The following is a 23,700-nucleotide window of genomic DNA, read 5'->3' as shown; positions in this document are numbered from 1 at the left end:
ATGCGAAGTTCGGGTTCTAGGGTTCGGGTTCTACGGCTGAAGCTAGGCCAGACATGGAAAAACCCCGGCCACATGAGCCGGGGGAAATCCCACTAAGTGGAGATGCCGGGAATTGAACCCGGGTCCTTCGCCACTGCACCAGGGCTTCTCCGTGCGCAGTTCGCACAGGATCTTTGCTCGACCCTCCGGATCAGACGAACATGTCCGGATGATGGGCCCAGTCAGTAAAAGAAGTCCCCTCCAAGCACCTCACTGACACGGTGAGAGGGCAAGCTCCCTAGTCGATGCCAGGATCCGGGTCGGAAGCAAGCCCGGCCTGACAGACACGCGGTCGCTACTTAGGCAGCGAGGGCGTAGTCACGCTGAGAGTTCTTCTCTGCGTTTATGAAGTGCTGCGACGCTTAAATCGGTGGTCTCCAGCCTGCACCGGCACGCTTCCCCTGGATTGGTCAGCGAAGTCGAAACCAAGTCATCCCCTTGATTTTGACGTCCTGCGCGGTGAGAAACCGTGCAGGAAGATCAAGATTACTACGCCAAGCCGGATGGGGCAACGCGCAGGAACTCGACGGTTGCGCCGGGGCCGGCATCGACGGCGAGGCGGACGGCGCGCGCGACATTGGTGGCGTCCATCTTCGGGCGGTCGCCGAACTGCGGGCCAGCCAGCATGTCAGTATCGGTTCGGCCTGGGTGGATGGAGGTGACGCGCACTCTCCCCTTCTCCTCCAATGCCAACGTGTCGGTGAAGCCCTTCAGCGCGAACTTCGAGGCACAGTACGCGGAGTGCTCGGGCACGCCATGGAAGCCAGCGCCAGAGTTAATTGCAATGATCAAACCATTCGCGCGACGCAGCGCCGGCAGCAGTTCACGGGTCAGGATGACCGGGGCGAGGACGTTGAGGTCGAGGGTTTCGCGCCAGATGTCGTCGTCAAGCTCCTCAAAAGGCCCCTTGTGCAGCACACCCGCATTGAGCACGAGGACATCGAGCTCCTTAATATCGCGCGTGGCCTCACGGATCGCGGCCGGATCGCGCAGGTCAACCTCGAAGGGCTCAGCGCTGGGCAGCTTATCGACGACCCCCGCCGCATCCCGCGACGCCCCCGCAATCACATGGTGGTCCTTGCCCAGCTCTTCCGCGATCGCGCGGCCGATACCGCGGGTCGCGCCAGTGATGAGTGCCTTTTTCATGCCTTGATCCCCTTAAACTTCCGGCCAAGATCACGCGCGATTTCACGGTCTTCCGTGCGGCGCTTGATGGCTTGGCGCTTGTCATAGTCCTGCTTACCCTGGGCAAGCCCCAGCTCAACCTTGGCTAAACCATCCTTGAGGTAGAGCTTCAGCGGCACGAGGGTCTTGTTGCCGTCGCGGATCTTGCCCTCCAGCGAGTCGATCTCGCGGCGGTGCATGAGCAGCTTGCGGGTGCGACGCGGCGAGTGGTTTGTCCACGAACCCATCGAGTACTCGGGGATGTGGAGGTTGCGGAGCCAGACCTCACCGTCGTCGATAGTCGCGTAGGCCTCGACGAGTGAGGCCTTGCCGTCGCGCAGGGACTTGATCTCCGTGCCTTGGAGGACGATCCCGGTCTCGTACGTGTCCAGGATCGTGTAATCATGCCGCGCCTTGCGGTTTGCGGCGATGACGCCTGCGCCGGGGTTTTTCTTCTTCTTAGCCATAAGTTACTTACGAACGTAGGAGCGCAGCGCCACCTGCGCAACCAGACCAGACACCACCAGCGCGCCCAGGCCCACCAACGGCATGACAGTCCACACCGCGGAATCCGGCAGCTTGGCCACGAGCAGGTTCTCATACACCGTACTCAGCATCGGGTCTACCAGCTGGGACTTGGCCAGCCACACGCCGAGCGTAGCCACCACGGCACCGATGAACACGGAGATCACTGCCTCCACGATGAACGGTGCCTGGGTGAACCAGCGGGTGGCGCCGACCATGCGCATAATCGAGATCTCCTCGCGGCGGTTGTAGGCCGCGAGCTGCACCATGTTGGAGATGAGGAAGATCGCCGCCAGTGCCTGGGCTGCTGCCACGATGAAGGTGGCGTTGCGGAAAGAGTCCATGGAATCGGCCAGGCCGCGCACATCGCTTGCCTGGTCTGCGATGAAGGTGACCTGTGGTTTGTCGCGGATCTTGTCAATCGGCGCGGTATCCGTGGGATCCGTCAGTCGCACGTGAAGCGCCGCCGGCATGGAATCGCGGGAGGTCTCCTGCACAAGCACCGGGTCAGACTTGCTGAACAGTTCGGCGAAGCGCTCGTAGGACTGCTCGCGGTTACGGAAGGTCACCGATTCCACGCGATCATCGGCCTGCAGTGCGTCGCGGATCTCGGAGCAGCCTTCCGACGTGCAGTCCTTGTCAGACGCAGAGATCTCCTCATCCAGCTCCACCATCACCTCAACACGGTCCAAGTACAGCGCCTTGGTCTCGCTGGTCACTTGGGAGATCAGGATGCCGGCGCCGACGAGCGCCAGGGACAACGTGGTGGTGATGATCAGCGCGATGGTCATGGTCAGGTTGCGCCCAAGACCACGGAATCCTTCGCGGAAAATGAAATTCCAGTTCATAGTTATGCTCCCCTAGCTTCCGTGGACGCCGTAGACGCCGTTGTGGTCATCGCGCACAAGCTTGCCCAGGTGCAGCTCAATCACCCGCTTACGCATGTCATTGACGGCGCGGGCATTGTGGGTGGACATCACCACGGTGGTGCCCATGCGGTTAATACGGGCGAGCAGCGCCATGATGTCGTCGGCGGTGGAGGGATCCAGGTTGCCGGTGGGCTCGTCGGCAAGCAACAGCGGCGGACGGTCCACGAAGGCACGGGCGACGGCGACGCGCTGCTGCTCACCACCGGAGAGCTCATTAGGCATGCGGTTCGCCTTCGCGTCCAAGCCCACGATCTCGAGCGCTTCCGGCACGAGCTTCTTGATCTTGGACTTCGGTTTACCAATCACTTCCAGCGCAAACGCCACGTTGTCATACACGTTCAGCTTGGGCAGCAGACGGAAATCCTGGAACACGTAGCCGATGGACTGACGGAGCTTGTTCACTTCCTTGCCCTTCAACGCATTCACATGGAAGTCGTTGAAGTGGATATCTCCGCTTGTCACGTTTTCCTCACGGATCATCAACTGCAAAAACGAGGATTTGCCCGAGCCAGACGGGCCGATCAGGAAGACGAATTCGCCGTCCTCAATGGTCAGCGACACATCATCCAAAGCCGGACGCGTTGACGTCGGATATGTCTTGGTTACATGAGAAAAGGTGATCACTTCAGCCACACTAGTCACTCAAGTTAGGCCTTTTCAAGCGTCGACCTCCAGCGGATGCCGGCCTCCAAGAACCCGTCGAGATCACCGTCGAGCACCTTCTGCGGGTCGTTGACCTCGTAGTTCGTGCGCAGATCCTTCACCATTTGGTACGGGTGCAGGACATAAGAGCGCATCTGGTTGCCCCAGCTGGCATTGCCACCGGCGCCAAGGGCATCCATTTCGGCCTTTTCTTCCTGGCGTTTCTTTTCCAGCAGTTTGGACTGCAGGACGTTGAGCGCGGAGGCCTTGTTTTGGATCTGGGATTTCTCGTTCTGGCAGGTCACCACAATGCCGGTGGGGATGTGCGTGATACGCACGGCGGAGTCTGTGGTGTTCACGGACTGGCCGCCGGGACCGGAGGAGCGGTACACGTCCACGCGGATGTCGGAATCCGGAATGTCGATGTGGTCTACCTGCTCCACCACGGGCAGGACTTCCACCTCAGCAAAGGAGGTCTGGCGGCGGCCCTGGTTATCAAAGGGCGAGATACGCACGAGACGGTGCGCACCCTGCTCGACAGAGAGCTGGCCGTACATGTAGTCGCCGTGGACGACGAAGGTTGCGGACTTGATGCCGGCTTCCTCTGCATAAGAAATGTCGTAGACGTCGACCTTGTGTCCGTGCTTGTCCGCCCAGCGCGTGTACATGCGCATGAGCATCTCAGCCCAGTCGGCCGCATCCACGCCGCCTGCTCCAGAACGAATATGCACCACAGCTTCACGTTCGTCGTATTCGCCGGAGAGCATGGTGGTCACTTCCAGGCTGTCGATGGCGGTGGTGAGTTGGGCCAGTTCATCGTCGGCAAGCGATGCGTCGCCTTCTTCTTCGGCGAGTTCGTACATGACCGGGAGGTCGTCGATACGCTGGCGCAGATCGCGCACCTTCCGCAAGCGTGCCTGCACAGCGGAAAGCTCGGTGGTCACTTTCTGTGCGTGATCCGGGTCGTCCCACAGGCTCGGGTCCGCGGCTTGATCTTCGAGTTCGCGCGCGCGTGATTCCATCTCCTCGATGTCCATGACCTTCTCAATCGTGGTCAGCGTGGAGTTCAAGGAGTCAATGCGTGCGGAAGTCTCGGGCTGCATAGGTGCGAAGTCTAGTGGACCCCGCCATAATGGCAGCCATGAGCACACTGACCTCCACTTTCATCGAAGAGCATTCGCTTATCGACGACGCCGCGCTCGCCGCCGCCCTCACCCGCACCGCAGGCCGCCTTGCCCTGCGCATGCGTGCCGAGGGACTGGAGACCGCCCAGAAGACGTCCGTGTCTGACGTGGTAACACAGGCGGATACGGCTGCCGAGCAGTTCGTTGTTGAGGCGCTCGCTGCCCTGCGCCCTGAGGATGGCCTGCTCGGTGAGGAGGGCGCTGCCAAGGAATCCACCAGTGGCCGCACCTGGGTGATTGACCCAGTGGATGGCACCTACAACTTCTCGTGTGGCTCCGACTACTTCTGCTCCGCACTGGCATTGGTGGAGGGTGAGCAGGTCCTGGCCAGCGCGGTCCACCGTCCGGCCCTGGACACCACGTGGGTGGCTGATGGTTCTGCTGCTTCTGTCAATGGCGCTCCCCTGCCCCCGCTGGAATCTGCCCCGCTGGAATCCCTCGCGCTGGCTACCTACCTGCACCCCCGCGACATGAACAACGCCGCGATCCGCGATACCTGGCTTGATGCCGTGAACAGTGCCGCCACGGTGCGCATGTTCGGCGCTGGCTCTATTGACCTGGCCACCGTGGCCAGTGGCGGCGTTGGCGGCTGGCTTCAGCATTCTGTGCCCGCATGGGACTGGCTTCCCGGAAAAGCGCTGGTGGAAGCCGCCTGCGGCCGCGCGGAGAAGATCACCGCGGGTGGAGTGACCTGGTGTGTTGCCGGTAATCCCCAGCTCGTGGCCGATGTTCTGGCTAAGCTTGAGAGCCATGTCTAACTACTCCGACGATCTGGCACTGGCCCTTGAACTGGCGGACCTCGCCGACGGCATTACCCTTGACCGCTTTGAATCCTCGGACCTGTCCGTTGATTCCAAACCGGATATGACTCCGGTGACGGATGCGGACCTCGCTGTGGAGGCTGCCCTGCGCAGCCGCCTGGAGGAAGCCCGCCCGGCTGATGCCGTGCTCGGTGAGGAATACGGTGGCAACGTCACCTTCTCCGGCCGCCAGTGGGTCATTGACCCGATCGATGGCACCAAGAACTTCGTCCGCGGCGTGCCCGTGTGGGCAACCCTGATCGCGCTGCTGGAAGACGGCAAGCCCGTCGTCGGTGTTGTCAGCGCCCCAGCGCTCGCCCGCCGTTGGTACGCCAGCGAAGGAAGCGGAGCATGGCGCACGTTCGGGGATGGCGCTGTTCGGAAGCTGTCCGTGTCCGGGGTGGATCGGGTGGAGGATGCGTCGTTGGCGATTTCGTCGTTAAGCGGCTGGCACGATCGCGGCCTGCGAGAGAACCTCATCGCGCTGACCGATGCGACGTGGCGTCTGCGCGGCTACGGCGATTTCTTCTCCTACTGCCTGGTCGCCGAGGGTGCCGTGGATATTGCTGCGGAGCCGGAGGTGTCCCTGTGGGACCTGGCGCCGTTGGCGATTCTGGTGACGGAAGCTGGCGGGCGATTCACCTCTCTTGCTGGTGAAGATGGCCCCCACGGCGGCGACGCTCTGGCCACCAACGGCCCGCTTCACGAGGACGTCCGGTCGCGCCTTACGCGAGCCTAAAGCCCTGGCCCGGCCCCGGCGCGGCGTTGAGGTCAGCCATCACCGCATCAATATTGCGCGACACCGTCGGCGCGTGCAGGCCACCCTGCAGCGGCGTGTGGCACGACAGGTTGACCTGCTGTGGCATTATCCCGCCGTTGATCATGCCGACGAGCCTGTCCCCCGCATACACCGGCGCACCGGAATCCCCTGCCATCGCGCACAGCTGCGTGATGTGGCGGGCAGGCTCTGATGTCCACGTAATACCGCAGGTCACGCCCGTGGCGTAACCGTTCTTGCACAGCGTGTCACCGGTCTTGGCCCAACCGCCGAGCGAACGAATCGTCGTGCCGTTGTAGCTACCCGTCACCTCAGCGTTGGGGCCGAGCTCAATGACGGAATAGTCCAGCGCACCATTCTTGCGAACGATGCGGCCGGAGTAGCCCGCCTCTAGCGAGTCGGAGGCAGCAACCAAGTCCCCCACGTTGCCGCAGTGGCCAGCGGTGAGCGCGATCTTCCTGCCTGCGGCATCCCAACCGGCCGCGGTGACGGTGCACATGCCGAACTGACCCACATAAATCGGCGTACCCGGGCCATACAAGGACTTCCCTCGCCCCACCGTTGCGCGTGCTGCTGGGTTCGCCGGGTGCGCATCAAAGAAGGATCCCGGCACGCGGTTGAGCACACGGTCTGCAAAGGGTTTACCTGCCAGGACCTTGGACACTGGGTCGGTCTTCCAGTGGTAGTTCGGGTCCACCTGTGCGTTAGCCACGGCGGGAATCATGCCCAGTAACAGCGCCGCTGCCACAATTCTTCCGGCTCGTTTCATAGTCGGTCCCTTTCAGCCTGGCAGTTGTCGTCCCTATGCTGCCATACCCTAGCGCTGTTACTGTGGTGCGAGTGAATCAACGCCTCATCGTTCCTGACCTTGCCCGTGGTCTTGCGCTGCTGGGTATCGCCATGGCAAATATTTCCACTGCCTGGATCATCTCCGACATACCCGGCGCCTATGGTGAGTCCGTCGGTTGGGTCCACCCCGGCAGTATTGCCGATGAGATCGCTGCCATCTTTGCCACCATGTTCGTCCACGTCCGTGGCCTCCCGATGTTCTCCACCCTGCTTGGCTTCGGCGTCGGCTTAATCACCATGAGTCTGGCTCGGAAGAATTACCCGGCGAAGAAGGCCCGCCTCGTGCTGGTCAAACGCTACGGCATCTTGGCACTATTCGGCGTTGCCCACATGTTCCTCATCTTCAACGGAGACATCATGGTCACCTACGGCCTGTGCGGCATCATCATGGGCCTGCTCATTGCCGTGCGCACGAAGATCCTGAGGATCATCGCGTACTGCCTCATCGGCTTCACCATCTTCATGAGTCTCATCGGCGCCGTCGGCGCTGCTTTTGGCGCGGACATGACCCTGCCTTTGGAACCGACCTCCTCCTTCACCACACCCGCGGACTACTTCATCAACAACGCCTTGTGGGGCTTCGTCTACCTCATCAACGCCGTTGCCGCAATCCCCTACCTCCTCGGTGTGATGCTCATTGGTTTCATCTGGGCCCGCGAAGGTGTCCTCGTTGACGTCAACGCACACCGTCGCACGTTGCTCACCTGGTCGTGGCTGACCGTGGCCGTCATCGTCCTCATCGGCATCCCTTGGGGCCTGTTCAGCATCGGCGAGTTCAGCGAGAGCTTTAGCCCCGTCTTCATCGCCCTCAACCAAGGCTTCGGCACCATCACCGGCCCAGGCATCCTGGCCATGATCGCCCTGGCAACCCAGCGCCTGCACAACACCGTGCCAGCGGTGCTCTACCCCTTCGTCGCGCTGGGCAAGCGTTCCATGTCCGGTTACATCATGCAGTCCATCCTGTTCATCATCACGGTCATGCCCTTCGGCCTTGGCCTCGGCCTCGAATCCGGCGTTGCTATGAAGCTGCTCATCGCCACCGGCATCTGGGCAGTCACCCTGATCCTGGCCACGATCCTGGAGGCCACCAACACCCCGGGCCCCTTCGAGTGGGCGCACCGTCACCTCTCCTACGGCAAGACCGGCCGCTTGGAGCCCTACACTATTGCTCATGCTTGATCTGCGCTGTTATTTCATCACCGGCCACGGCTCGCACGAGCAGATCGTGGAAACCGCCCGCCAAGCCGCCCTCGGCGGCGCCGGCATGATCCAAGTGCGCAGCAAACCCATCAGCGCCCGCGCGCTCTACGACCTGGGCCTCGCCGTCGTCACCGCAGTGCGTTCAGTGAACCCTTCCACGCACGTGCTTATCGACGATCGCGTCGACGTCGCCCTCGCCCTCCGCCCCCACGGCGTGGCTGGTGTCCACATCGGCCAAGACGACCTAGACCCACGCGTGGCACGGGAACTGCTTGGCCCTGACGCAATCATCGGCCTGACCACCGGCACGCTTTCACTCGTTGAGGATGCGAACCAGTACGCCGATGTCATCGACTACATCGGTGCCGGCCCCTTCCGCGCCACCCCGACCAAGGATTCCGGCCGCGAACCGCTGGGCCTTGCTGGCTATCCCGAACTCGTCGCCGCCTCCGAGCTACCTGTCGTGGCCATCGGCGATGTCACCGTCGATGACGTGGCCGACCTCGCCGCCACCGGCGTGGATGGCGTTGCTATCGTCCGCGGCATCATGAACGCTCCAGACCCGCGCGCCTACGTGGAGCAGGTCCTGCGCAACTTCCACTAACCGGCAAACGAGTCTGAATCACCCCCGTCCTCTGGGACCGGCATGCACTCATAGTCATCGGCCCGCACTGGCAGAGAGTGGCTGTAGGAGACGAACCGCGCCCCGTCCCGGAAATCGAAGACGATGTTGTGACGATCTCGCTGGATCTTCACGTACCCGTCCGTGACCAGCGAGTGGCAGCCAGAACACAGTGGCAAAAGGTTGTCCAAGTCCGTCATGCCACCGTCTGCCCACTCGCGAATATGGTGGATCTCCATGAAACGCCGATGGATGCATCCTGGCATGGCGCACTGGCCACCCCACATCGCCATCAGGGCTTTGATCTGCTTGTCTGTGGCCAACCGTGAGGCCCGGCCGACGTTGAGAACCTGCCCATGCCGGTCCACGATGTTTAGCTTCATGAGCGCGTTAGACACGATGTTCTCCAGGGCGGTGGACGGTGCCCCCGCATTGTTGGGCAGGTAAGCGTTACCGTCCACCGTCATCATTACGTTCACCTGCGCAGCTGGTGCGCGCAGCGCGTTCTTCGGGTTCGTGCGCACGATGTTCACCATTCCCATGAGCGCGTACATCATTGCTCGTCCGGTTGGGAGCCCGAAACTGGATTTGTCCCGCTTCGCTAGCTCCTTCTCCTCCTCGATTTTCTGGTCGTAGAGGTTGTCGATGCCGGCATCGTCGATAAGCTCGGCGAGCTCTTCTTCCTCCGCGCAGTACGCGAGGTGCCCGATCTTGAGTGCCGCTGCCAGCGCTTCCCCGTCAGCGGCGTTGAGTTTTCCCCACACGTTCACGTCGCCGTTCTCATCCTGGCTCAAACGGAGATAATGCTCCGGGTAGTCCCCGCCCGCGCTCTTTTTCGGCTTGCCGGCGAGCGCGTGCTCCAGCCCGTGGTAGCCGAGCTCTATAGCACGATTGACCAGCTCAACCTCATTTTCAGGGGTGAGATACTTGAGTAGCAAGCGCACGACGGAATAGCTGAGCTTGCCGTCTTCAAACATCATCTTGAGGTACGGGAAGTTCTCTAACTGCCGCGCAACCGCAACGTATTCGTGGGCGGTGGAATGGGATATGCCCAATCTTCGGATCAACCATGCGCCCGTGCTCGTGGCGCCGAGATCCTGGGCTAATCCGAGGTTGTCGAACTCAGCTATCTGCGCCAAAAGTGACGCTTTGCAGCGCATCATTCTGGTGTAAGTGTCAATAATCCCCGCACCCATATGCGCAGCTAGAAGGTTTGGTTCAGCAAGCAGTGCTGTCATGGTGTCCCCTTGTTGGTTCGTTGTGAATGTGTTGTGGGAACACCATACAAAATGAGCTCGACACCATTCGAACAGTACTTCGAACAAAACCTAAGAGAATGAGTCCGCATTGCGGACTCCCTGGAACTTTGTGTTCATGCGCAAACATGGGCGCGCAAACCGGGACACAAGAACTCGACCACATATTCGAAACTAACCTAAGAAAAAGAGTCCGCATTGCGGACTCCCTGGGAAAACTAATCCTCCATCTCCGCAAAGGCCTCCTCCACGGAGTCATGCTCCTCGCGGGATTCCTCCCACACTTCTTTCGCTGCGGAGAGGTTCACGAGGATGATGATCGCAGCGACGATGATGTCGAACCAGGCGGTGGCCCACACGAAGGTGAGCAGGCCAGCGGCGATAATGAGGATGTTGGCCAACGCGTCATTACGAGCGGCAAGCCACGCCCCCGTCGCCAGTGAAGAGCCCTCATTGCGCAGACGCAACAAGATCACCGCGCAGATCAGATTGACCACGAGAGCACCGAGTGCGATGCCAGTGAGCCCCGACGGCGACGGCGGCTCCGGGTTGATGATCTTCAGCACCACGGTGACCAGCGCGGCGACAGCCGGAATAAGGATGAGGCCGGAGAGGACGGTGCCAGCCACGCGACGCTTAGAAGCTGGCCACGCCACCGCGAAGAACACCAGCATGTTGATCGCGGTGTCCTCGAGGAAGTCTGCCGAGTCCGCAAAAAGAGACGCCGAACCGATCGCGATGGCGGCTGCAAACTCGACGAAGAAGTATCCGAAGTTCAGCAGCGCCACGATCAGAACGGCGCGCCGAATACGTTATTCAGCCATGGTTAGTAGGAGCTAAAGCCATCCTCGGACAGGGTGTGCTTCTCATCGCCGGTGATTGCGGGGTTGAAGATGGAGACCAGGATCAGGTCCTCGTCTTTGCCGCCGCGCAGGTAGTGCGCATCATGTTCGTCGAGGACGTAGATCGTGCCCGGCGTGATCGGGTACACGTTACCTTCGGTGTCCTCGACCTCACCGGAGCCAGCGATGCAGTAGCAGGCCTCGAGGTGATTGCGGTACTGCAGCTTGGACTCAGTGCCCGCACGCACGACGGTGTGCGCGACAGCGAAGCCCATGTTGTCTTTCGCGGTGAGCACGCGCTCGGAGGTGCCGCCACCCCACTCGACAGTTTCGACATCTTCTCGGGAACGGATGAACATAATTCTCCTTCTTGAGGTGTCAGTTACCCGTTCCACGTTACGCGTAAGCTCATGGGCATGAAGGTCGCAGTAGTAGGCGCAGGAATTATTGGCTTATCGACGAGCCTCACTCTCGCCGACCACGGCCACCACGTCACCGTGTACGACCCGGCACCAGCCAGTGGTGCCACGTGGCATGCGGGCGGGATGCTCGCCCCGGCAGCTGAGGTGGTGTACCAGCAGGATCCGCTGTTCCCACTCATGATCGCGGCTGGGAAGTGGTACCCGGAGCTCATCGAGCTGATCGGCAAGTACACGGACTCCCCCACCGGCTACCGCACGGAGGGAACGCTGGTGGTGGCCAAGGACCGTGCGGATAAGACGCACTTGGAGGAGCTGCAGGAATACCAGCAGCTCCACGGGATGACTACGGAACGCATCACTACGCGGGAGGCGCGGAAGCTCGAGCCGGCGCTCGCCCCTGCCATTAGCGGTGCCGTGCACATCCCAGGTGACCACCAGGTGCGGCCCCGGCTCATTGCAGCGGCGTTGCAGGATGCGTGCCGCAATGCCGGAGTGACGTTCGTGGCCGAGGCAGTAAAAGATGTCAACGATGTCGCAGCTGATCAAGTCCTTCTGGCCAACGGTTTGGGCGCACGCGAAACGACGGGCTGGTTTGAGGGCACAAACCCGTTGAAGCTGCGCCCGGTGTACGGCGACATGGTGGAGCTGCGCATCCCAGAGCACCAGCGTCCACTACTTGAACGGGTGATCCGCGGGTTCGTGGAGGACCGGCCGATCTATCTCATCCCCCGCGAGGACGGCACTCTGACCATCGGCGCCACCAGCCGCGAGGATGACCGCCCGGCCCCGCAGGCAGGCGGCGTGCTGCAGCTGCTGCGGGACGCCAGTGAGGTCGTGCCGGGGATTGAGGAATGCGACATCATCGAAACTCACGTTGGCGCACGTCCCGGCTCCCCGGACGATCTGCCGTACCTCGGGCGGGTCAATGACCGGGTTGTCGTGTCCACCGGCTACTTCCGCCACGGGATCCTGTTGACGGGGGTGGGGGCTAGGTGTGGGGCGGAGATCGTCGAGAAGCGTGAGCCCTCCGTAGACTTGAAGGCCTGTAACCCGCTGAGGCACAAGGAGAACCATGAAGCTGACAGTGAATAATGAGGCGATCATCACGGAGGCAACCACGGTGAAGGGCCTGCTTGAGGAGATTCTCGGGGAGGTTCCTGCCGCCACCGCCGTCGCCGTGGACGGTGATGTTGTGCCGAAGTCGCAGTGGGGCGAGCACACGCTGAGCGAGGGTGCCCGCGTGGATATTCTTACCGCTGTTCAGGGAGGCTAAACGTGCTGGACATTGCCGGCAAGCAGTTCGATTCCCACCTGATCATGGGCACGGGTGGGGCGAGCTCGCAGGACATGCTCGAGCGCGCGCTGATCGCGTCGGGCACGCAGATGACCACGGTGGCTATGCGTAGGTTCGCTGCGCTGAAGCACAGCGAAGGAGAGACATCGAGGGAATCCGTTTTCGACTTGCTCTCCCGTCTCGGCATCGCGCCGCTACCGAACACCGCGGGCTGCCGCACCGCGCGCGATGCGGTGATCACAGCGAAGCTCGCGCGCGAGGCGCTGGGCACGGATTGGGTGAAACTCGAGGTCATCGCCGATGATCGCACGCTGCTGCCCGACGTTGTGGAGACCGTGGATGCGTGCGAAATGCTTATCGACGACGGCTTCACCGTCCTCGCCTACACCTCCGACGATCCCGTCGCGGCGAAGCGACTGGAGGACCTCGGTGCGGCAGCGGTCATGCCATTGGGCGCGCCGATTGGTACCGGTCTAGGCATTTTGAACCCGCACAACATTGAGCTGATTTGTTCGCGGGCAGAGGTGCCCATCCTCATTGACGCCGGCGTGGGTACTGCCTCCGATGCGGCACTGGCGATGGAGCTAGGCTGCGATGGCGTGCTGCTGGCCAGCGCCGTCAACCGTTGCCAGGACCCGGTGGCCATGGCGAATGCGATGCGCCTAGCCGTGGAAGCAGGGTTGCTTGCGCGTGAGGCGGGGAGGATTCCGAAGAGGGAGCACGCAGTGGCGTCCTCAAGCTTTGATGGCCTGGCCAGTTGGGCAGACCAGGTGCTGTAAGCAAAAAACTCCGTAGACTGTACGTGACGGGGGTCACACGGGCCCCTGCGCTACGACTAGGAGTTCAACCATGAAACGCATACTTGGCGCCACGGTTCTCGCCGCTGGTCTCACCACCGCCGCGTTCGCTCCGAATGCGGCAGCCAACCCCAACTACGTCTCCAACGCCAACAACACCGTCCGCTGCTACATGGTGGAGGGTGAAACACTCTGTGTGAGCGACATCGGCCGTGACGCACAGCCGGAGTGTAACCCGCCAAACCACCTCATCCCGGCCGTGTCCATCCAGCGCAACTGGGTGGGCACCAAGTGCTGGAACCAGGGCTTTGATGGCCAGCCGATGCGCCTCAACCCGCTGCAGATTCACGTCAACGGCAGCAAGGTTGTCATCCCGGGTCTTGCCGGCGAACTGTACGTCCTAGACGTGGCAAAGCCGGCGCTGGTTCGCGCCGGCTCCCAGAATGCTGTGTTGTTCGCCCTCTAACTAGTCCTGCTTGGACTCTGGCGTCTCACCGTCCACCACGAGTGCTTCGGTGAGGCGCCACGTTTCGTTCTCGTAGTCGTACTCGAGCTCAGGGCGGTCGATCTCATTACCCTCCGCGTCATAGCCCGGCGCGGGCTTGGCTTCGGCTTCCTCGTATTTCTCGGCCGTATCGGTCTTCTCCCACTGGCGGGAACGGAAGCGGCGCTCGGCGGAGGAATCGTCGCTCATTGCCTTGATCAGCGCGTACATCATGATGAAGTACACGAAGAAGAATGGCAGGGCGATGATGATCACCACTTCTTGCAGCGCCTGGATGCCGGAGTCGTTGATGAACAGCAGCGCTGCTGTCACCACACCAACCGCGCACGCCCACGCGACGCGGTAGTAGGCCGGGGTCTTTTCTTCCTCGCCGGTAGCAAACATGTCCATGACCATCGCGGCGGAGTCGATGGATGTGACGAAGTAGAACACGATCACGGCCAAAGCGACCGTTCCTGTGATCATGTACAGCGGATACTGTGCCAGCAAGGTGAACAGCGCCTGCGGTGTGTCACCGTCTTCCACGACTGGCCCAGTGAGCGCGCCCGGGTTCTTACTCTCCACCTCCATGGCGGTGCGGCCGAAGGTGGCAAACCAGATGATGTCAAACATGGTCGGCAGCATGATCGTGCCGGCGATGAACTCGCGGACGCTGCGGCCACGGGAAATGCGGGCGAAGAACATGCCCACGTACGGCGACCAACAGATGGTCCACGCCCAGTAGAACGCCGTCCAGGTGGCGTGCCAGCCCGGGTTCTCACCGTTCGAGTCGACCCAGAACATCAGCTCTGGGAGCGAATTGGCGTAGATGCCAAAGGATTCGGTGATGTGCCCAATGATCTTCAGGGTCGGGCCCGCGATGAACAGGAACACCAGCAGGGCAATAGAGCCAATGATGTTCAGGTTGGACAGAATTTTCACGCCCTTATCCAGGCCGGTGGCCACGGAGATGGAGGCAACCAGGGTGATGGCAATGATGATCACCAGCTGTACCCACGTCACCAGCGGGACGTCGAACATGATGTTCAGACCAGCGCTGATCTGCAGCACACCAAGACCAACGGAGACGGCGAGGCCGAAGACGGTGCCGATGATGCCCACTGCGTCGAGAAGCTTGCCTGGCCACTCGTATACCTTGGCGCCGAGCAGCGGGGAGAACATCGAGGAGTAGCGCGCCGGCATCTTGCGCTTGTAGATGAAGTAGCCCATGGCCAAGCCCGGCAGGGTGAAGATCACCCACATGTGAATACCGAAGTGGTAGTAGGTGAACTCGAATGCCTGGCGGATGGCGTCCGAGCTCATGGACTCAAGGTCACCGCGCGGCGGGTTGAACGCGTGGTGCAGCGGCTCAGCGGCACCCCAGAACATGAGCGTTGCGCCCATGCCCGCGGCAAACAGCATGGAGAACCAGACGGGGAGGGAGTACTCCGGGTCATCGTCATCATCGCCGAGTTTGAAGTTGCCGTATTTAGATACGAAAACGCCAATGAGGAAGATGAACACCGCGGACACACCACCGATGTACAGCCACGCAAAATTGTCCATCATCCAGCCGGAGACCTGCGAGTATGTCGCGCGGGCACGCTCGCCGAAAATGATGGTGGCGGCCACGAAGAGGGTAATGAACCCCGCGGCAACACCGAAGATCAGAGGGTCTGATTGAAATCTAGGTTTCCTAGGCATGCCGATCAAGTTTATGTTAAAAGCGTGACTATCGCCCATCAGATTCCCGAAAATGAGCTTCAACGCACCGCGCGCCAAATGAATTTGCCGGGCTTCGGCCCTGAGCAACAGGCCGCGCTTCACGGCGCTCACGTGCTGGTCATCGGGGCAGGCGGCCTTGGTTGCCCCATCATGCAAACGCTCGCCGCGACGGGCGTGGGAAAAATTTCGCTTATCGACGATGACACCGTCGACCTCACCAACATCCACCGCCAAATCCTCTTCGGCGCGGACGATGTCGGCCGGAAGAAAACTGAAGTGGCGGCCGAGCGACTGAAAGCACTGCAGCCCGACATTGAGGTCACCATCATCGACGGCCGCATGACCGCGGATAACGCCGTGGAACTCCTCGAGGGCATCGATGTGCTTATCGACGGCTCCGATACCTTCGCCACAAAATTCCTCGCCGCCGACGCCGCGGAGATCACCGGCACTCCCCTGGTGTGGGGCTCCGTGCTCCGCTACCGCGGCGACGTGGCCCTGTGGTGGTCCGGCCCAGGCGCCCCCGAAGACGGCGTGGGCCTGCGCGACCTCTACCCCGAGCAACCCGATGCGGACTCTGTCCCCGACTGCGCCACCGCCGGCGTGCTGGGCGTGACCACCTCTGTTGTTGGCGGGCTCATGGCCACGGAGGTGATCAAGTTCCTCACCGGCGTCGGGCAGTCCGAGGTGGGCAAGCTGATGATGTATGACGCCCTGGAAACGCGCATAAGCACTTTTTCAGTCACCCACGACCCTGCACGTGCGCTGACAACCTCCCTGCGCGGGAGCTATGGCGAGGTCTGCGCTGTACCCGACGGTGCGCCTGAACTCCTCGCGCAACTGGAGGCAGGCGAGCTCATTCCCCTCGATGTGCGCGAACCGCACGAGAAAGCCATCGAGGACCTGCCCGTGCCCGGCCACCTGCTGCCTACCTCCGATCTGGAAATCCAGCCGCGCATGGCCGCTGATTTCCTAGATAGTGTCGAGGAAGGCTCCCGCGTCCTTGTTTATTGCGCTTCCGGCATCCGCTCACAGTGGTTCGTGGATACCTTCGAACCCCTGGCGAAGGAACGCGGCATTGAATTGGTGAACTTTCCCGGCGGAGTCAGGCTGCTACCGTAAAAGCATGACTAACACCACACTCCCCCTGTCCACTATTGATCCGGATGGCCTGCTCGAATACTCGGCAGTGTTCAGCGACCGTTCCCTGAACCACATGTCCGCCCGCTTCATCGGCGTCATGCAGGAACTGCAGGCCATTCTGCGGGAGACGTACAACGCCTCCTCCATGGCCGTTGTTCCTGGTGGCGGCACGTTTGCCATGGAGTCTGTGGCCCGCCAGTTCGCCCGCGGCAAGAAGGCGCTGGTGATCCGCACCGGTAACTTCTCTTACCGCTGGACCCAGATTTTTGAGACCGGCAATATCACCGACTCCGCCGTCGTGCTCAACGCGGAGCCGACTGGTGATGCGCAGCGTCCCTCTTATGTGCCGCCGGCGGCTGAGATCGCCACCGCGCGCATCCGTGAGGAACGCCCCTCAGTGGTCATCGCCGCCCACGTGGAAACCGCCGCTGGCCTGGAGCTGCCGAAGGAGTACATCACCGAACTGGCCCAGGCCACCCACGACGCTGGTGGGCTGTTCGTCCTCGACTGTGTTGCCGCCGGCACCAAGTGGGTGGACATGAAGGAGTGCGGCGTGGACATTCTCATCACCGCCCCGCAGAAGGGCTGGTCCGGCTCCCCGTCCACCGGCTACATCATGTTCTCCGAGGCAGCCCGCAAGGAGCTGGACAACACCACCTCCGACAGCTTTGCCATGGACCTGAAGAAGTGGACCGCGATCTCCGAGGGCTACGTCGACGGCTCCGCTGCTTACCACGCCACCCTGCCCACCGATACGATCCAGCACAACCTGGCCCTGATGAAGGAAGCCAAGGAAGTCGGCCTGGACACACTCACCGAACGTCAGGTGGAGCTGGGCACCAAGATCCGCCAGGCGTTAGCTGATCGCGGCTTCGTCTCCGTCGCCGCCCCGGGCTATGAGGCCTCCTCCATCGTGGTCATGCACGCCACCACCCCGGAGCAGTCCAGCGGCGCCGCATTCAAGCAGGCCGGCATCCAGATCGCTTCTGGTGTTCCCCTGCATGTCGGCGAGCCGGAGAACTTCTCCACCTTCCGCATCGGCCTCTTCGGTCTGGACAAGTGGGCCGATGTCGACGCGGCTGTTGCCCGCTTCACGGAGGCGCTGGACAAGGTCGAGCGCTAACCAAACGTCAGCGAATACAACTTCACGCCTGCCGATGGCCGGATGCGCAGCACCCCGTCGGTGGGCGTGTCGCCTTTCACTAGGTCCAGGGTGCCGTCGGTGACCTCGAAGGTCTTCGTGGAGCCATCCGGGTATTCCACGTCCACCGTCCCTTGGCCGGACACCACCAGCTGTACCCACGCGGCGTGCACGTTGATGTCCATGTAGCCGCCATCGGCCTCCACGGATTCTGGCCCCAGCGTCCACTTCCCGGACAGCGCGAACATGTACGTCCCCGGCGCCGGCTGCTCGCCGAAGTCGCGCGGGCCATCGATGTAGTCGCGCTGCGCCGTGTACTTCGCACGCGCGGTACCCAGATAGGTCTCCGGGTTACGGTCCTTCGTGCCAGTTGCACCTTCTTGCTTCTCGACGACCTCCGGCAACTCCACCCCCGGATTCGCCTCCCGCAGCAGTTGACGGATGAGCTGCTCCGTCTCGGCATACGAGCCCTCCCCTTCCACGATCTGACGGACGTTGCCGTCTTTGTCGATGAGGTAGCGCGCCGGCCAATAGCGGTTGTTGAAGTTCTTCCAGGTAGCAAAGGAATTGTCCTGCGCCACTGGGTAGTGGATGCCTTCTTTCTCCACGGCGGCCTTCACGTTGTCCAGGTCGTGTTCGAAGCCGTACTCCGGGGAGTGGACACCGACGACGGTGAGGCCGGCGTCGCGGTAGGCGTCGTAAAGCTTGGTGATGTGCTCCCCTGCCCGCTGGCAATTAATGCAGGCATAGGCCCAGAAGTCCACGAGCATGACGCCGCCGTCCTGCGGGCTTGGCGGCTGGTCGGTGTTGATCCAGTTCTCCAAGCCGGCGAATTCGGGGGCGGGGCCGCAGTCGTGGAGGGTGGAGGGGTCGGAACGTCGACAAGCATTCAGCTCACCTGTGCCCAACGCATTGGTGGCGAAGTCCGAGTTCTCAAAACGCTGCGACAGACCCGCCGTCCAGTTCGGCAGCGAGCGCTGAATCGCGGCCGGCGCATTGAGCGCGAGCGCGAGCGTGAACACGAGCACGATCACACCAATCGCGCGGCGGTGACGCTGCACAACATCGACCTTCTCCCCGATCTTGTTGCCCGCGAGCGCGAAGATGAACAGCGGCAGCGCGGAACCCAGCGCGAAAGCCACGGTGAGCAGTACCGTATTCCAGCCGATCTCACCCGTACTACCCGCGACCGTCACCGCAGCGAGCACCGGCCCAGCACACGGCACGTACACCGCGCCAAGCGCCAACCCGATAACAAAACCGCCCTTGTCCTTGGCATTCTGCTGGAGCTGGTACGGGCGCGGAATGGCATCAAAAGGCTTCTGCACGATCGCCCCGATCTTCGGGAAAATCATGCTCAACCCAACAAGGCACAGCAGGACAATGCCCGTCCACCGCAGCACCGACGGCGGCAAATGCAACGCGCTGAGCAACAACGAACCCAGCAACGCGATCACCGCAAAACTAATGGTCAAACCCGCCACCACGTGCGACGGCTTACGCCCCACACTCACACCGAGCACCACCGGCAACACCGGCAAAATGCACGGTGAGAGCGCTGTGATCACCCCTCCGATAAATCCAACGAGAACAACACTGAACATCTCAAACGTCCTTACTTCATTGCGTTTTCCTGACACCCGGAACTACGGAGCCACCCACTTTTTCGGATTGGTCCAATCCGCTGTGGCGGGGTGCTCCGTAGTACTTCATGACGGGCCAGAAAACTGCGCCTGCAACACCAACCCAATGAAGGAGACACCATGTCTATCAAGCGCACCATCGCCACCGCCAGCACCATCGCCATCGCCGCCGTCAGCCTCGTTGCCTGCAACGACTCCGCAGACAAGATGGACAAGATGGACGACAAGATGGACGGCTCCATGACCCCGAGCTCCAGCGCCATGATGAGCGACTCCATGTCCAGCGAAGAGAAGATGTCTGACGACACGATGATGTCCGAGGAGAGCATGGAGCCTTCTGACTCCATGATGTCCGAGGAGAAGATGTCCGACGACAAGATGATGGAAGAATCCAAGTAATCCATGACCCAGGTGTTAGATTTGGAACTTGTGGATCTGGATAGTCTGTTAGACGGCGTGCGCGCGGGTGATAAAGCCGCGTTCAGTGCGCTGTATGACGCCATCGCGCCACAAGTTCTTGGTCTAGCCACTCACATTCTGCGCGACCAGGCCCAAGCCGAAGAGGTCACCCAAGAGGTGTTCGTGGAGGTGTGGCAGAAAGCCCACACTTTCGATCCGGCTCGGGGCAGCGCAAAGTCGTGGGTGCTCCGCCTGGCCAAATCGCGGTCTATTGACAGGCTGCGGAGTTGGCGCAGTGCGCAGGCCCGCGATACGGAAGACTTCAACCTGCAGCTCACCACGTGGGTCGCTCCCGCTGAAGAGGAAGCCGAACAGCGGCTAGAATCGCAGGAGCTGCAAGAACTCATTGATTCGATTGGGGAGCCCCACCGCAGCGCGCTCATGTTGGCGTACTTCGGGGAGTACACCCACCAGGAAATCGCCGATGCGACGGGTGTTGCGCTAGGCACCGCGAAGACGCGTGTGCGCGACGGCCTGCAGAAGTTGCGCAAGGCAGTGACAGTGAAAGGAGGCCTGTGATGGATAAGGATTTTGAGGACCTGTTCAATTCCGCGGCCTCACCAGTCACGCCACCGCCAGAGCTCAAAGACGCGATCTTGCAGCGTATCGACGCCACCGAGCAGCCCACCGACCTCACCACCGCCCGGAACAATCGCCTCAGCCGCCGCCTCATGGCCGCCGCTGCTGCGGTCGTGCTGTTTGTCGGCGGTGGCGTCGTGGTCACCCAGTTCAACGACAATGGCGCCACGGAATCCGTAACCGCCCAGGGCATCGAGGAGATGCACGCGGTCATGGGTGCTGAGGATGCTCGTCAGGGCCAGGCGGATGCCATGGGCGCGACGCTGGACATCGTGCTCAGCACTGATATGGGCAAAGGCGGCGCCATGGTCAATGGCCAGCCCGCACTTGCGGACGGCATGGGCGCCCAAGTCTGGGCCGTCATGGACGACGGCGCGATGGAATCCGCTGGCGTCATCGGCCAGGAACCCCACGACGACGTGTGGATGCCCCTGCCCGGCGGCACCTCCTCCGTCCTGGTCACCGAGGAAGTGGCCGCCGGCGCCGAGCAGCCCTCCGGCACAGTGCTGGCCGAGGTGCAGCTCTAGCTCTTCCCCGCCTCTCCCCGCCTCTCGCCACAGACCCCGATACCTCCCACCCGATATTCGCCATTTTTTGCCGATTATTGGGGTGGAGGTATCGGGGTTTAGCTAGCGGTCAGCGAAGGGCAGGCAGCACGTACTCGATCAACTCGTCGATCTGCTCCTCCGCAGAGCGTTTCGACGCCCTAAAGTTCACCATCACGTGATTGATCCCCACCTCGCGCTGGGTGCGTAGCAGTTCGATGAGGGCGTTGCGGCCCAGGCGGTAGCCGAAGGTGCCGCCGGAAGCGGGCGCGTCGGGGTCCTCGTGAAGGTCCAACCAGAGTGACTCGGCAAAGGGTTTGAACTGGTCCGGGCCGACTGCTGCCTGCCAATTGCGGACGTTCTGGCGCTGGATCTCCAGGCCCTTGTGGTACATCAGCCAGCCGTGGGTGTGCTCCGCACGCCACTCCAGGGTCTGCTGGCAGGAGCCGGTGGCCAACAGAGGGACTTCGCGGGCGATGGGTTTGGGCACGACATCAGCGCCGCCCATTTTGCCGCCGGACCAGCGGATGGGGGTGGCGGTGGTGAGGGTGGCGCGCTGATAAGCAGCAATTCTTTCGCGGAACTCTTCGTCGCGGTTGCCTTTGTCCTGGCCGAAGGCGGGGAACTCCTCCGGGCGATCGCCGGTGGCAACACCCATGAGGAAGCGGCCACCGGAGAGCCGATCGATGGTGGCGGCGCGCTTGGCCAGCAGCAACGGGTGCTGGAACGGCACGACGATGGCAGCAGTGCCGAGCGCGATATCGGTGGTCTGCGCGGCAATGTAGCTCAAGTACATCCAGGGGTCGTAGACCTGGCCGACATCGCCGAATGTTTCGACGCGCAGCGGGATATCGCGGACCCAAATGGCAGCTACTCCCCCAGCCTCCGCTTTGCGGATAAGACGCAGCTGGTCATCCTGCGGATCCGTGATGGGCAAGCTCAGACCAACGGTGAGCTCCCCTTCCGCGAAGGTGCGCTTGAAGCCGGGAAGGTCCGTGTGCGGGCGGTCCGAGAGCTCAAACATGCCCCTCAGCTTAGAAGAACAGTTTGACGATGCCGAAGAGGTCGCTCACGATCGCATCCGAGCTGTACTCGCCGAAGATCTCGCGGGCCATGTCGCGCTTCTCCTCCTCAGGCTTGTAGAGTCCTGCCAACTTCACCGAGGAGACAATGAAGTTGATCAGCTCTTTGACCACGGAGAAGGCATCGTTGATGAACCCGGACGGGTTGTCGCTGGGGATGGTCTTGACTACGTCAGCCGGCAACTTCTCCACCAGGCTATCGATAAAGCTCATAGGTCCCGCTCCAGTCTTTTTGTTTGGCTACACGTTCTTGACTTTCAGAAAGATTACAGGTGCTCAGCAGGTTTGGCGCGACAAACGGAAAACTTGCGCTAGAGCACCACCCAGCCAACGAGCGCAGCGCCGATCACCACTGCCCACGGCGGCACCTTCCAGGAGGTCAGCGCGGCGTAGCAAACCACAGCGATGCACAACGTGGCCGCACCCGTGATGCCGGCTGTGAAGACCGGGGTGTACAGCGCCGCGCCAAGAATGCCCACGACAGCGGCATTCGCCCCAGCCAAAGCGGCGCCAGCGGGAGGGGCGTGGCGGATGCGCTCCCAAAACGGCATGGCTCCGAGGACCAGTAGTGCGGCGGGCAGGAAGATTGCAACGGTGGCGATCACGGCGCCGAGCAACCAATTCGTACCCTCCATACTCGCGCCAAGGAAGGATGCGAAAGTGAACAGCGGCCCCGGCATGGCCTGCGCGGCGCCGTAGCCGGCCAGGAACGTGTCATGGTCCACCAAGCCCGGCCCGACGGTGACGGACTCAAGCAGCGGCAACACCACGTGCCCGCCGCCGAAGACGAGAGCCCCGGCGCGGTAGAACGTGTCAAAGATGCCCGCGCCGGTCGTACCGATGAGCCGCGCAACGACGGGCAGGGCGAAGAGCAGGACGAAGAATAGCGCCAGGCACACGATGCCGAGAGTGCGCGAGCCACTCCCCTGCGGTGCTTCCTCCGGCGCCTTCTCCGCGCGCAGGAACAGCAGGCCGACCACAATGCCGAGCACGATAACCCCAACATGGATGAGTGGGTGCGGGACCAGCAGAACCACAGTAAGCGCCGCCACCGCAATGGCCGCGTGGATCTTGCCGGTGACCAGACTCTTGGTCATCCCGTACACCGCCTGCGCCACCACGACGACGGCCGCCGCCTTCAGGCCGAGTAGCCAGCCCGCCCCGCTGATGTCGCCCAGCTGCGCCACGCCCAACGCGAAGGCCACCATGAGCAGCACCGACGGCAGCGTGAAGCCGACCCATGCCAACAGTATGCCCAGGTACCCGGCGCGTTTCAGGCCAATCGCCATACCCACCTGGCTCGACGCCGGCCCGGGCAGAAACTGGCACAGGGCCACCAGGTCCGCGTAGTCCTTGTCGGTAAACCACTTTCGCTTATCCACGAACTCGTCCCTGAAATACCCCAAATGCGCCGTCGGACCGCCAAAGGAGGTGCACCCGAGGCGGGTGAAAATGCGCAGGACTTCCCAGGGGGACGATGTGGCTGGTTCGGTGGCTTTCACAGGGTCAACATCTACCAGACCCGAATCGACTGCGCGCTGCAAAGAAAACCATGC

At 62.0% G+C, this 23,700-nt stretch carries 27 protein-coding genes and 1 other RNA gene; 13 read left to right on the top strand and 15 right to left on the bottom strand.

Going from position 1 to position 23,700, the window contains the following annotated elements:
* Window positions 1-94: 94 nt before the first annotated feature.
* From ssrA to prfB, 6 genes are all read right to left on the bottom strand, one after another.
* Window positions 95-477, bottom strand: a transfer-messenger RNA (tmRNA) gene (gene ssrA / locus L8U60_RS04185).
* A gap of 51 nt (window positions 478-528) precedes the next feature.
* Window positions 529-1,185, bottom strand: coding sequence for an SDR family oxidoreductase (locus L8U60_RS04180; RefSeq protein WP_269965115.1), 657 nt, complete (start codon window positions 1,183-1,185; stop codon window positions 529-531).
* Window positions 1,182-1,670 (bottom strand): SsrA-binding protein SmpB, encoded by a 489-nt coding sequence (gene smpB / locus L8U60_RS04175; RefSeq protein WP_269965114.1) that lies wholly within the window; start codon window positions 1,668-1,670, stop codon window positions 1,182-1,184. Before smpB ends, L8U60_RS04180 begins: the two co-directional genes overlap by 4 nt.
* Before the next feature lie 3 nt (window positions 1,671-1,673).
* Window positions 1,674-2,576 carry a permease-like cell division protein FtsX gene (gene ftsX, locus L8U60_RS04170; RefSeq protein WP_269965113.1) on the bottom strand — a complete coding sequence of 301 codons (903 nt, stop codon included), beginning with the start codon at window positions 2,574-2,576 and terminating at the stop codon, window positions 1,674-1,676.
* Window positions 2,577-2,588: 12 nt separating this feature from the next.
* Window positions 2,589-3,281 (bottom strand): cell division ATP-binding protein FtsE, encoded by a 693-nt coding sequence (gene ftsE / locus L8U60_RS04165; RefSeq protein ID WP_269965122.1) that lies wholly within the window; start codon window positions 3,279-3,281, stop codon window positions 2,589-2,591.
* Between the two features lie 23 nt (window positions 3,282-3,304).
* Window positions 3,305-4,402, bottom strand: coding sequence for a peptide chain release factor 2 (gene prfB / locus L8U60_RS04160; RefSeq protein WP_269965112.1), 1,098 nt, complete (start codon window positions 4,400-4,402; stop codon window positions 3,305-3,307).
* 38 nt (window positions 4,403-4,440) lie between these two features.
* On the opposite strand from prfB, the gene L8U60_RS04155 reads away from it, so the two are divergent.
* Together L8U60_RS04155 and hisN are read left to right on the top strand one after the other, a co-directional pair.
* Entirely contained in the window at window positions 4,441-5,241 is an 801-nt protein-coding gene (locus L8U60_RS04155; RefSeq protein ID WP_269965111.1) for an inositol monophosphatase family protein, read from the top strand.
* Window positions 5,234-6,022, top strand: a complete 789-nt coding sequence (hisN, locus tag L8U60_RS04150) for a histidinol-phosphatase (RefSeq protein WP_269965110.1) — start codon at window positions 5,234-5,236, stop codon at window positions 6,020-6,022. The genes L8U60_RS04155 and hisN overlap by 8 nt, the downstream gene beginning before the upstream one ends.
* On the opposite strand, the gene L8U60_RS04145 is transcribed toward hisN, so the two are convergent.
* Window positions 6,009-6,830 (bottom strand): S1 family peptidase, encoded by an 822-nt coding sequence (locus L8U60_RS04145; RefSeq protein ID WP_269965109.1) that lies wholly within the window; start codon window positions 6,828-6,830, stop codon window positions 6,009-6,011. The genes hisN and L8U60_RS04145 overlap by 14 nt on opposite strands.
* 71 nt (window positions 6,831-6,901) lie before the next feature.
* On the opposite strand from L8U60_RS04145, the gene L8U60_RS04140 reads away from it, so the two are divergent.
* Both L8U60_RS04140 and L8U60_RS04135 read left to right on the top strand, forming a co-directional pair.
* A complete protein-coding gene (locus tag L8U60_RS04140; RefSeq protein WP_269965108.1) occupies window positions 6,902-8,089 on the top strand; it encodes a DUF418 domain-containing protein in 1,188 nt (395 codons plus the stop codon).
* The gene (locus tag L8U60_RS04135) at window positions 8,082-8,714 is read left to right on the top strand and encodes a thiamine phosphate synthase (RefSeq protein WP_269965107.1); all 633 of its coding nucleotides are present in this window, start codon (window positions 8,082-8,084) and stop codon (window positions 8,712-8,714) included. Before L8U60_RS04140 ends, L8U60_RS04135 begins: the two co-directional genes overlap by 8 nt.
* On the opposite strand, the gene L8U60_RS04130 is transcribed toward L8U60_RS04135, so the two are convergent.
* The 3 genes from L8U60_RS04130 to L8U60_RS04120 form a co-directional block, all read right to left on the bottom strand.
* On the bottom strand, window positions 8,711-9,970 hold the full coding sequence (locus tag L8U60_RS04130; RefSeq protein ID WP_269965106.1) for an HNH endonuclease signature motif containing protein: 1,260 nt from the start codon (window positions 9,968-9,970) through the stop codon (window positions 8,711-8,713). The two genes, L8U60_RS04135 and L8U60_RS04130, sit on opposite strands and share 4 nt — an antisense overlap.
* Before the next feature lie 236 nt (window positions 9,971-10,206).
* Window positions 10,207-10,776 carry a cation efflux transmembrane domain-containing protein gene (locus L8U60_RS04125; RefSeq protein ID WP_338026467.1) on the bottom strand — a complete coding sequence of 190 codons (570 nt, stop codon included), beginning with the start codon at window positions 10,774-10,776 and terminating at the stop codon, window positions 10,207-10,209.
* Window positions 10,777-10,814: 38 nt separating this feature from the next.
* The gene (locus L8U60_RS04120; protein WP_269965105.1) at window positions 10,815-11,189 is read right to left on the bottom strand and encodes an ectoine synthase; all 375 of its coding nucleotides are present in this window, start codon (window positions 11,187-11,189) and stop codon (window positions 10,815-10,817) included.
* Between the two features lie 51 nt (window positions 11,190-11,240).
* Between L8U60_RS04120 and thiO the strand changes: the two genes are divergently transcribed.
* From thiO to L8U60_RS04100, 4 genes are all read left to right on the top strand, one after another.
* On the top strand, window positions 11,241-12,344 hold the full coding sequence (gene thiO, locus L8U60_RS04115) for a glycine oxidase ThiO (protein ID WP_269965104.1): 1,104 nt from the start codon (window positions 11,241-11,243) through the stop codon (window positions 12,342-12,344).
* Window positions 12,325-12,525, top strand: a complete 201-nt coding sequence (gene thiS, locus L8U60_RS04110; protein WP_269965103.1) for a sulfur carrier protein ThiS — start codon at window positions 12,325-12,327, stop codon at window positions 12,523-12,525. Before thiO ends, thiS begins: the two co-directional genes overlap by 20 nt.
* A gap of 2 nt (window positions 12,526-12,527) precedes the next feature.
* Window positions 12,528-13,325 (top strand): thiazole synthase, encoded by a 798-nt coding sequence (locus L8U60_RS04105; RefSeq protein WP_269965102.1) that lies wholly within the window; start codon window positions 12,528-12,530, stop codon window positions 13,323-13,325.
* Between the two features lie 70 nt (window positions 13,326-13,395).
* Window positions 13,396-13,809: a hypothetical protein gene (locus tag L8U60_RS04100; protein ID WP_269965101.1), complete on the top strand. Its 414-nt coding sequence runs from the start codon at window positions 13,396-13,398 to the stop codon at window positions 13,807-13,809.
* Here the strand turns inward: L8U60_RS04100 and L8U60_RS04095 are convergent, their stop codons facing one another.
* The gene (locus L8U60_RS04095; protein WP_269965100.1) at window positions 13,810-15,531 is read right to left on the bottom strand and encodes a BCCT family transporter; all 1,722 of its coding nucleotides are present in this window, start codon (window positions 15,529-15,531) and stop codon (window positions 13,810-13,812) included. It abuts the gene before it with no gap.
* Window positions 15,532-15,555: 24 nt separating this feature from the next.
* Here L8U60_RS04095 and L8U60_RS04090 point away from each other — a divergent pair, with 24 nt between their 5' ends.
* Window positions 15,556-16,674 carry a ThiF family adenylyltransferase gene (locus L8U60_RS04090; protein ID WP_269965099.1) on the top strand — a complete coding sequence of 373 codons (1,119 nt, stop codon included), beginning with the start codon at window positions 15,556-15,558 and terminating at the stop codon, window positions 16,672-16,674.
* 4 nt (window positions 16,675-16,678) lie between these two features.
* A complete protein-coding gene (locus tag L8U60_RS04085; protein ID WP_269965098.1) occupies window positions 16,679-17,818 on the top strand; it encodes an aminotransferase class V-fold PLP-dependent enzyme in 1,140 nt (379 codons plus the stop codon).
* Here L8U60_RS04085 and L8U60_RS04080 read toward each other — a convergent pair.
* Window positions 17,815-19,440 (bottom strand): cytochrome c biogenesis protein CcdA, encoded by a 1,626-nt coding sequence (locus tag L8U60_RS04080; protein WP_269965097.1) that lies wholly within the window; start codon window positions 19,438-19,440, stop codon window positions 17,815-17,817. The two genes, L8U60_RS04085 and L8U60_RS04080, sit on opposite strands and share 4 nt — an antisense overlap.
* 159 nt (window positions 19,441-19,599) lie before the next feature.
* On the opposite strand from L8U60_RS04080, the gene L8U60_RS04075 reads away from it, so the two are divergent.
* From L8U60_RS04075 to L8U60_RS04065, 3 genes are read left to right on the top strand one after another with little or no spacing between them, the layout of a single operon-like run.
* Entirely contained in the window at window positions 19,600-19,878 is a 279-nt protein-coding gene (locus tag L8U60_RS04075; RefSeq protein WP_269965096.1) for a hypothetical protein, read from the top strand.
* Window positions 19,879-19,908: 30 nt separating this feature from the next.
* Window positions 19,909-20,457: a sigma-70 family RNA polymerase sigma factor gene (locus L8U60_RS04070; protein WP_284866062.1), complete on the top strand. Its 549-nt coding sequence runs from the start codon at window positions 19,909-19,911 to the stop codon at window positions 20,455-20,457.
* Window positions 20,457-21,044, top strand: coding sequence for an anti-sigma factor (locus L8U60_RS04065; RefSeq protein ID WP_269965094.1), 588 nt, complete (start codon window positions 20,457-20,459; stop codon window positions 21,042-21,044). The genes L8U60_RS04070 and L8U60_RS04065 overlap by 1 nt, the downstream gene beginning before the upstream one ends.
* Window positions 21,045-21,153: 109 nt before the next feature.
* Here L8U60_RS04065 and L8U60_RS04060 read toward each other — a convergent pair whose 3' ends face one another.
* The 3 genes from L8U60_RS04060 to chrA form a co-directional block, all read right to left on the bottom strand.
* A complete protein-coding gene (locus tag L8U60_RS04060) occupies window positions 21,154-22,086 on the bottom strand; it encodes an LLM class oxidoreductase (RefSeq protein ID WP_269965093.1) in 933 nt (310 codons plus the stop codon).
* A gap of 10 nt (window positions 22,087-22,096) precedes the next feature.
* Entirely contained in the window at window positions 22,097-22,357 is a 261-nt protein-coding gene (locus tag L8U60_RS04055) for a hypothetical protein (RefSeq protein ID WP_269965092.1), read from the bottom strand.
* A gap of 98 nt (window positions 22,358-22,455) precedes the next feature.
* On the bottom strand, window positions 22,456-23,646 hold the full coding sequence (gene chrA, locus L8U60_RS04050) for a chromate efflux transporter (protein ID WP_269965091.1): 1,191 nt from the start codon (window positions 23,644-23,646) through the stop codon (window positions 22,456-22,458).
* Window positions 23,647-23,700: the final 54 nt, after the last annotated feature.

Origin of the sequence: Corynebacterium meitnerae, from assembly GCF_027570075.1 — a bacterium.
In the GTDB taxonomy this organism is placed as follows: domain Bacteria; phylum Actinomycetota; class Actinomycetes; order Mycobacteriales; family Mycobacteriaceae; genus Corynebacterium; species Corynebacterium meitnerae.
This window is presented reverse-complemented; position numbering and strand designations above follow the sequence as displayed.